The sequence below is a fragment of the Kitasatospora sp. NPDC059812 genome (assembly GCF_042732075.1).
Lineage (GTDB): Bacteria > Actinomycetota > Actinomycetes > Streptomycetales > Streptomycetaceae > Kitasatospora.
In genome coordinates this window covers 145,878-152,383 of sequence record NZ_JBHWIO010000008.1, presented here as the reverse complement: position 1 = coordinate 152,383, position 6,506 = coordinate 145,878, and the positions used below count along the sequence as shown (strand labels likewise).

Here is a 6,506-nt window from a genome sequence, read left to right as displayed (position 1 = left end):
CCGTCTCACCCGGGTCCGGCCGTGGGCGGGTGCCGGTGGTGGCGCCGCCGCCGGGGCGCCCCCGCTCCCCGCGGGCCCGCCCCTCCTCGCCGTTCCGGTGCGGGACGGTCAGGGCCGGTTGTGCTCCTCCTCGTCGGCGCTGTGCGGAAGGTCGATCCCGTGCTGGGCGGCGAGCCGGAGCAGTCCGGCGATCCGGCCCTCGTACGCCTGGACGCCGTCGGCGTCCCCTTCGGCCCGGGCCGCTGCGAGGTCCCGGCGGGCCTGGGCGAGCTGCTCGCGCAGCTCCTGGTCGAACATGGCTGTCATTGCCGGCCTCCAGACCGGTCGGTGCCGCTCCGCGGAACGCTCAGGAGAGTTCAGAGTCTCGGAAGGTGAAGAACTCTTCAAGTCTCGCTCGCCCCGGCGGGGCGGCGTCGGGCGGCATTGGGCGGGGTGGCGGGTGCGGGCAGGGCGGTCGCCGGGGTGCGGGTCAGGGAGTGGTCAGGGGGACGCAATGCGCCGGTAAAGGCCGCTGCGACGCCGCCGTTCGGCTCCCGGAGGGGGCTTGACGAGGTGATTCGCGCGGGGCGAAGGTGAGCGGCCGACATGTCATGTGTGCTGTTGCACAGCCACCGCCGGGGCCGCACCCTCCCGCCCGGAGCGGTCGGCCGGGAGGGTGCGGCCCTTGCGTGAGGGGGAGGGTCATGGAGCTGGAACTGCGGCACCTTCGCGTGCTGTGCGCCATCGCCGACACCGGGAGCGTCGGCAGGGCCGCCGTCCTGCTCGGCGCCTCGCAGCCCGCGACCAGTACGCAACTGCGCCGGATCGAACGCCACCTGGGCGCGCCGCTGTTCGAGCGCACGGCCGTGGGCGTCGCGCCGACCTGCTTCGGCGTCGAGGTGGTGGCCGCCGCGCGCGACCTCCTCACCCGCGCCGACTGCCTCGGCCGCCGCCCGGCGGCCCCCGGCGAGCCGGCCCGCCAGGAGCTGCGCCTGGCCGCGACCATCTCGCCGATCCTGCCCGGACTGGTCACCAGGGCCCGGCACCAGCGGCCCGACCAGCGCTTCACGGTGACCTCCGTCTACCGCTCGTCGGACATCGTCGACCTGCTGGAGCAGGGCGACGCGGAGGCGGCCGTGGCCGTCGACTACCCGGGCCGGGAACTGCGCCACTCGCCGGCCGTCGCGCACCGCGGCATCGTCACCGAGCCCGCCTTCGTCGCACTCCCGGCGGGCCACCGGCTCCGGCACCGCACCGAGATCGCCCTGGTGGACCTGGCCGAGGAGGACTGGTTCCTCACCCCCGACGACGGGGCCGGCTGGCACGGCGTGTTCTACGGCGCCTGCGCCGCGGCGGGCTTCACCCCGGCGACCGTCCACGAGTTCCTCGGCGGCCGGCTGGAGCTGCAGGAGATGATCTCCGCCGGGCTCGGGATCTCCGTCGTCCAGGCGACCACCAGGCCGCTGGCCGAAGTGGTGGTCAAGCCGCTCGCCGGGACGCCGATCTGGGTCCGCCACCTGCTGGCCTGGCGGGCCGCCGGGGTGAGCGGCGAGGTCGTGGAGACGCTGTTCGGCGCGGCGGCCGCGGCCTACCGGGACCTGATCGCCAGTTCGCCGACCTTCCAGGCCTGGGCGGCGCGGACGTACCGGCCGGTCCGGCCGTAGGGAGGCCGGGTCGGGGGGTGGGACGGTCGGGTCCGGCGGTGGGGAGGCCGGGTCGGGCGGTGGTGCGAGGCGGGGGCGGGCGGTCGGTCCCGGTGGGGCGGTGTTATGCCGGACGCGGTAGATGTCATATGACCTGTGACATTGTTCTGGCGGGTCGCCCGATGGCAGGATCACGTCGACTTCCCCCATGCCTCGGCAGTCGTCCAGTCGCCTCCCCCACAGGAGAAGGACCCCGCAGTGCGCCTTCGCATACCCCTCCCCACGCTCATGGCCGGCGTCGTCGCCGGCTGTGCCACCGCCGCCACCCTGCTGCCGGTCCCCGCGCTCGCCGCGTCCGGACCGGCCGCCCAGCCGCCGGCCGGCGCCCGGTCGTCCGCCGCCGCCCCGGCGTCGGCCGACGCCGCGTCGGCCGTCCCGAAGCCGCTGGGGGCCTTCCTCGCGGCCGATCCCTCCGAGGCCGCCGCCCCCGCCGCCAAGCCGCTGCCGCCGGCGCTGCTGGGCCAGGTCGTGATGGGCCAGCCGGCCGGCACCGCCGTGCAGACCGCGCCCCGTCCGGCCCAGCCGCACGCGCCCGCGGCCAAGCCGGGCAACTCCGCGGCCCAGCCGGGCAGTTCCGCCCGCGCCGCTGCCGGTTCGGCTGGTGCCGTCGCTGGTACGGCCCGCTCCGCCGCTGGTACGGCCGGTGCCGCCGCGCCGAGTTGCACCCCCGCCGACTTCGGCGGGCGCAGCGGTGCCGACCTGGTCTCCTTCCTCGAAGGCTCGACCACGGACTGCGTGAACACGCTGTTCAACGTCACCGGCACCGACGCGGGCAGGATCTTCAAGGAATCCCAGATGCTCACCGTCGCCAACGCCTACCAGGGCCTGGCGGCGAACTACACCGGGGACAACTCCACCGGCATCCTGCAGCTCGTGCTCTTCCTGCGGGCCGGGTACTACGTCCAGTCCAACAACGCGGACGCGGTCGGCCCCTACGACGCGGCGCTCACCAGTGCCTCCAAGGCCGGGCTCGACTCCTTCTTCGCCGGCCGGCACTGGACCGACGTCACCGACAACAACGGCACCGTGCTCAACGAGGTGCTGGTCCTGACCGACAGCGCCAACGTGCAGGGCAGCTACCTGGGCGTCTACAAGCAGGTGCTGACCAGCTACAACAACTCGTACAACGCCTTCCCGAAGATGCTCAAGGCGGTCAACGCCGTGCTGTCCGCGCCGCTGTGGCGGGGCAACTGGAACAGCGACTTCGTCAGCGCGGTCGGCGCCGACCCGAGCATCGGCACCGTCCTGGGCGACTTCGCGCTCAACCACAAGGACCTGCTCGGCACCGCCAACGCCTACCTCGACGTCAACGCCGGCAACGACCTCGGCCGGATGGCCGGCGACGGCCCCGTCGTCGAGGCCGCGGTCAAGGGGAAGGTCAAGGCGGTGCTCGACGGCGCCCAGATCACCGGCGTCACCGGCCCGTTGTACGTCCACACCGCCTACCAGGCCAACGCCTTCGACCCCGGCCAGTGCTCGTACTACGGCACCTGCGACCTGCCGGCGAAGCTGACCGCGGCGGTGCTGCCGAACCAGCTGGTCTGCGACAACCGCACCATCCTGACCGAGTCGCTGTCGCCCGCCGACCTGGCCGCCGTCTGCACCAGCCTGCGCGGTGAGGACACCTTCTTCCACAACCTGGTGAAGGACAACGGCCCGGTCAACCCGTACGGCAAGAACATGACCCTCGCGGTCTTCGCCAATCAGGCCGACTACCTGAACTACTCCTGGGCGATCTTCGGGAACTCCACCGACAACGGCGGCCAGACCGTCATGGACCCGACCGACCCCAACAACCACGCCGTGTGCGTGATGTACCAGAAGTCGTGGAACGACGGCTTCACCGCCAACGTGTGGAACCTCAACCACGAGTACACGCACTACCTCGACGGCATCTACGACATGAAGGGCAACTTCTCCACCGAGATCTCCGTGCCCGACATCTGGTGGATCGAGGGCGTCGCCGAGTACGAGTCCTACGCCTACCGCGGCACCACCGACACCCAGGCGATGGCCGAGGCCGCCAAGCACACCTACAAGCTCAGCACCGTCTTCCAGAACACGTACGGCAACTCGGACTCGGTGCGCACCTACCCGTGGGGCTACCTCGCCGTCCGGTACATGTTCGAGAAGCACCCGGCCGACGTCTACGCCATGCTCGGCCACTTCCGCACCGGTGACTACCAGGGCGGCTACGCGGTCTACAACGGCATCGGCACCGGCTACGACGCCGACTTCGACGCCTGGCTCGACGGCTGCGCCGCCGGCGCCTGCTACGCGGCCGGTCCGACCGCGCTGTTCGGCCAGGCCGTCAACGGCGCCACCGTCACGCTGACCGACAAGTCCGTCCAGACCGGCCCCGGCCAGATCACCGCCTGGCACTGGACCTTCGGCGACGGGACCTCCTCCGACCAGCGGAACCCGAGCCACGGCTACGCCGCCGCGGGCACGTACACCGTCGCCCTGACCGTCACCGACACCACCGGCAGGACCGCCAGCACCCCGGCCTCGGTCACCGTCACCACCGGCACCGGCGGCGGCACCACCCTGCCGACCTGCACCGACCCGCGCACCGACGCGCTCGGCCAGAACTGCTCCCGGTCCAACCTCACCGCCACCGCCGGCGGCCTCGACTACCTGTACGTCTACCTGCCGGCCGGCGTCAGCACCCTGAAGATCAGCACCTCCGGTGGCACCGGCACCGCGTACCTGTACTACAACGCGGACACCTGGGCCTCGCCGAACGCCTTCACCGCCTCCTCCACCAACGCCGGCAGCACGCAGAGCATCACCGTCACCAACCCGACGGCCGGCTACCGCTACATCAGCCTCTACGCCAACACCGACTTCAGCGGGGTGACGGTCAGCACCCAGTTCTGATCCGGACCCGCGTTCGCTCCCGGGCGGCCACGCCCGCGGCACCCTGCCGCGGGCGTGGCCGCCTGGCGTCCGCGCGGGGAACGTCCGTGGGGGGGGGCACGTCCGTGGGGGTGGGCGCTCCGTCCGGTGTGCGTGCGCCCTTGTTGTGCTAGCACTTCAGCGCTAGCTTGAGATTCATGGGTAAGAAGCAGCTGAACGTCCGGGTGGACGCCACGACCGCGGAAATGGCCCGGGAACGGGCGGAGCAGCAGGGGATCAGCATGAACCAGTACATCGAGCGCCTGGTCCAGCAGGACATGGGCGAGGCGGGGCGGGCCTTCGTCGACGCCGCCGCCCAGTTCATGAAGGAGTACGAGACGGCCTTCCTGGCCGAGTTCGCGGAGCCGGGCGACCTGAAGGACGTGCGCCGTTGAAGCTGGAGGTCGACCTCTCGTGGCTGCTCATGACCGCCGAGCAGTACACGCCCGGTGACCCGCAGGTCACCGACTACGGGTCGTTGCTCGCGGCCGTCGCCCGGCACCAGGCCGAGATCTTCGACATCGACGTCTACCCCGAACCACAGGACCGCGCCGCCGCCCTGATGCACCAGCTGATCCGGGTGCCAGCCCTGGAGAAGACCAACGAGCTCTACGCGACCGCCGCCGCCTACGCCTACCTCGTCGCCAGCGGCTGCACCGTCGCCACCACCGCCCGCGAGGTGCGCAGCCTCGCCCGGGCCATCCGGGAGGGGCGGCTCGGCGTGTCCGGGGTCGCCGAACGGCTGGCGGGGTGGGTCGTCGACGAGGCCGAGGGGGAGGGCGTCAGCGGGGCGGAGGACGAGGACGACGACTGACCGGGTGGGCTCCTGCCCGGTCGCGTCGTCCTCGTCGTCCGTTCCTGAGGGCTCTCGTTGGTGTGGTCGGGGGGTCGGCCGGTCGTCGGGTCGGCCGGTCTGCGGGTCAGTCGCCGGGCCGGTCCGGGGCCGGCTCGGCGATCAGGGCCGTCGCGAACGGGCGGAAGCCCGCCCGGCGGTAGATCCGGGCGACCTCCTCGTCGGCGGCGGACAGGAACACCGTCCGCACGCCGTTCGCCCGCGCGTGCGCGACCAGGGCCGCGGTGACCGCCAGACCCAGCCCGCGCCGCCGCGCGACCGGCAGCGTCCCGACCCCGGCCACCTCGGTGACCGCGCCCACCGGATTGTGCTGGCCCGCGCACAGCGCGGAACCGTCCTCCACCGCGGCGGCCAGCACGGTGGCGCCGTCGGTGATCCGCCGCGCGATCCGCTCCACCGCGCCCTCTGCCGTCAACCGCCCTGCGGCCTCGGCCAGTTCGGCCGCACCCACGGCGCCCACACCGGTGCCCGGCTCGGCGAACGCCAGGTGCGGAACGGCGACCGCCGACGCCAGTTTCGGTGCATCCGCGCCCAGGACCTCCACCCGCACCTCCTCCGGCAGCTCGGGCGCCGGGGCCGGCTCGTCCTGCGGGCCCAGCACCAGCAGCGGGTGCTCGTGCACCGCGAGCCCGGCCGCCTCCACCGCGGCCCGCAGTTCCGGACTCCGCTCGGCCACCCACTCGAAGGCCTCCGGCTCGCCCAGCTCCCGCTGGCGGGCCAGCACCCGCAGGACGTCCTCGGCGGTGGTGGCGGGGCCGTCGTGGTCGAGCGTGGGGCGGGCGTAGTAGGGCCAGCCCGCGCCCTCGCGGACGAACAGGGTCAGCGGGCCGAAGTCCTCGGTCCGCGCGGCGCTGCGCGGCACCGCGTCGTAGTAGCGCTCGATCGCGTCGAGGAGGGAGTGGTCGGGGGCATGATCAACAGAAGTCACGGCGTGCATCCAAGCAGGGGCGTCGGCGGCCCGCCACCGCATTGTTCCCGGGCTTCGTACCGGGGGCGCCGGTGACGGTGTGACGGACGGTGGCGGTGCCTCGTGCCGGGGGTGATGGCGGGCGGCGGCGGTGCTTCGTGCCGGG

At 73.0% G+C, this 6,506-nt stretch carries 6 protein-coding genes; 4 read left to right on the top strand and 2 right to left on the bottom strand.

Features of this window, described 5'->3' with window-relative positions; translation table 11 throughout:
- Positions 1-108 precede the first annotated feature (108 nt).
- On the bottom strand, positions 109-306 hold the full coding sequence (locus ACFV6D_RS06900) for a hypothetical protein (protein ID WP_159398428.1): 198 nt from the start codon (positions 304-306) through the stop codon (positions 109-111).
- A 377-nt stretch (positions 307-683) separates the two neighbouring features.
- Here ACFV6D_RS06900 and ACFV6D_RS06895 point away from each other — a divergent pair, with 377 nt between their 5' ends.
- The 4 genes from ACFV6D_RS06895 to ACFV6D_RS06880 all read left to right on the top strand — a co-directional run bounded on the left by ACFV6D_RS06895 (position 684) and on the right by ACFV6D_RS06880 (position 5,394).
- On the top strand, positions 684-1,643 hold the full coding sequence (locus ACFV6D_RS06895; protein WP_063347594.1) for a LysR family transcriptional regulator: 960 nt from the start codon (positions 684-686) through the stop codon (positions 1,641-1,643).
- Positions 1,644-1,880: 237 nt separating this feature from the next.
- Positions 1,881-4,562 carry a collagenase gene (locus tag ACFV6D_RS06890; protein WP_380558792.1) on the top strand — a complete coding sequence of 894 codons (2,682 nt, stop codon included), beginning with the start codon at positions 1,881-1,883 and terminating at the stop codon, positions 4,560-4,562.
- 176 nt (positions 4,563-4,738) lie between these two features.
- Positions 4,739-4,975, top strand: a complete 237-nt coding sequence (locus tag ACFV6D_RS06885) for a toxin-antitoxin system HicB family antitoxin (RefSeq protein ID WP_063347592.1) — start codon at positions 4,739-4,741, stop codon at positions 4,973-4,975.
- The gene (locus ACFV6D_RS06880) at positions 4,972-5,394 is read left to right on the top strand and encodes a hypothetical protein (RefSeq protein WP_063347591.1); all 423 of its coding nucleotides are present in this window, start codon (positions 4,972-4,974) and stop codon (positions 5,392-5,394) included. Before ACFV6D_RS06885 ends, ACFV6D_RS06880 begins: the two co-directional genes overlap by 4 nt.
- 106 nt (positions 5,395-5,500) lie before the next feature.
- Here ACFV6D_RS06880 and ACFV6D_RS06875 read toward each other — a convergent pair whose 3' ends face one another.
- Entirely contained in the window at positions 5,501-6,370 is an 870-nt protein-coding gene (locus tag ACFV6D_RS06875; protein ID WP_380558790.1) for a GNAT family N-acetyltransferase, read from the bottom strand.
- Positions 6,371-6,506: the final 136 nt, after the last annotated feature.

What these genes read in the sequence shown, in the direction of transcription:
- ACFV6D_RS06875 (WP_380558790.1), bottom strand. Translation starts at nt 6,370, where the DNA reads ATGCACGCCGTGACTTCTGTTGATCATGCCCCCGACCACTCCCTCCTC.
- ACFV6D_RS06895 (WP_063347594.1), top strand. Translation starts at nt 684, where the DNA reads ATGGAGCTGGAACTGCGGCACCTTCGCGTGCTGTGCGCCATCGCCGAC.
- ACFV6D_RS06900 (WP_159398428.1), bottom strand. Translation starts at nt 306, where the DNA reads ATGACAGCCATGTTCGACCAGGAGCTGCGCGAGCAGCTCGCCCAGGCC.
- ACFV6D_RS06885 (WP_063347592.1), top strand. Translation starts at nt 4,739, where the DNA reads ATGGGTAAGAAGCAGCTGAACGTCCGGGTGGACGCCACGACCGCGGAA.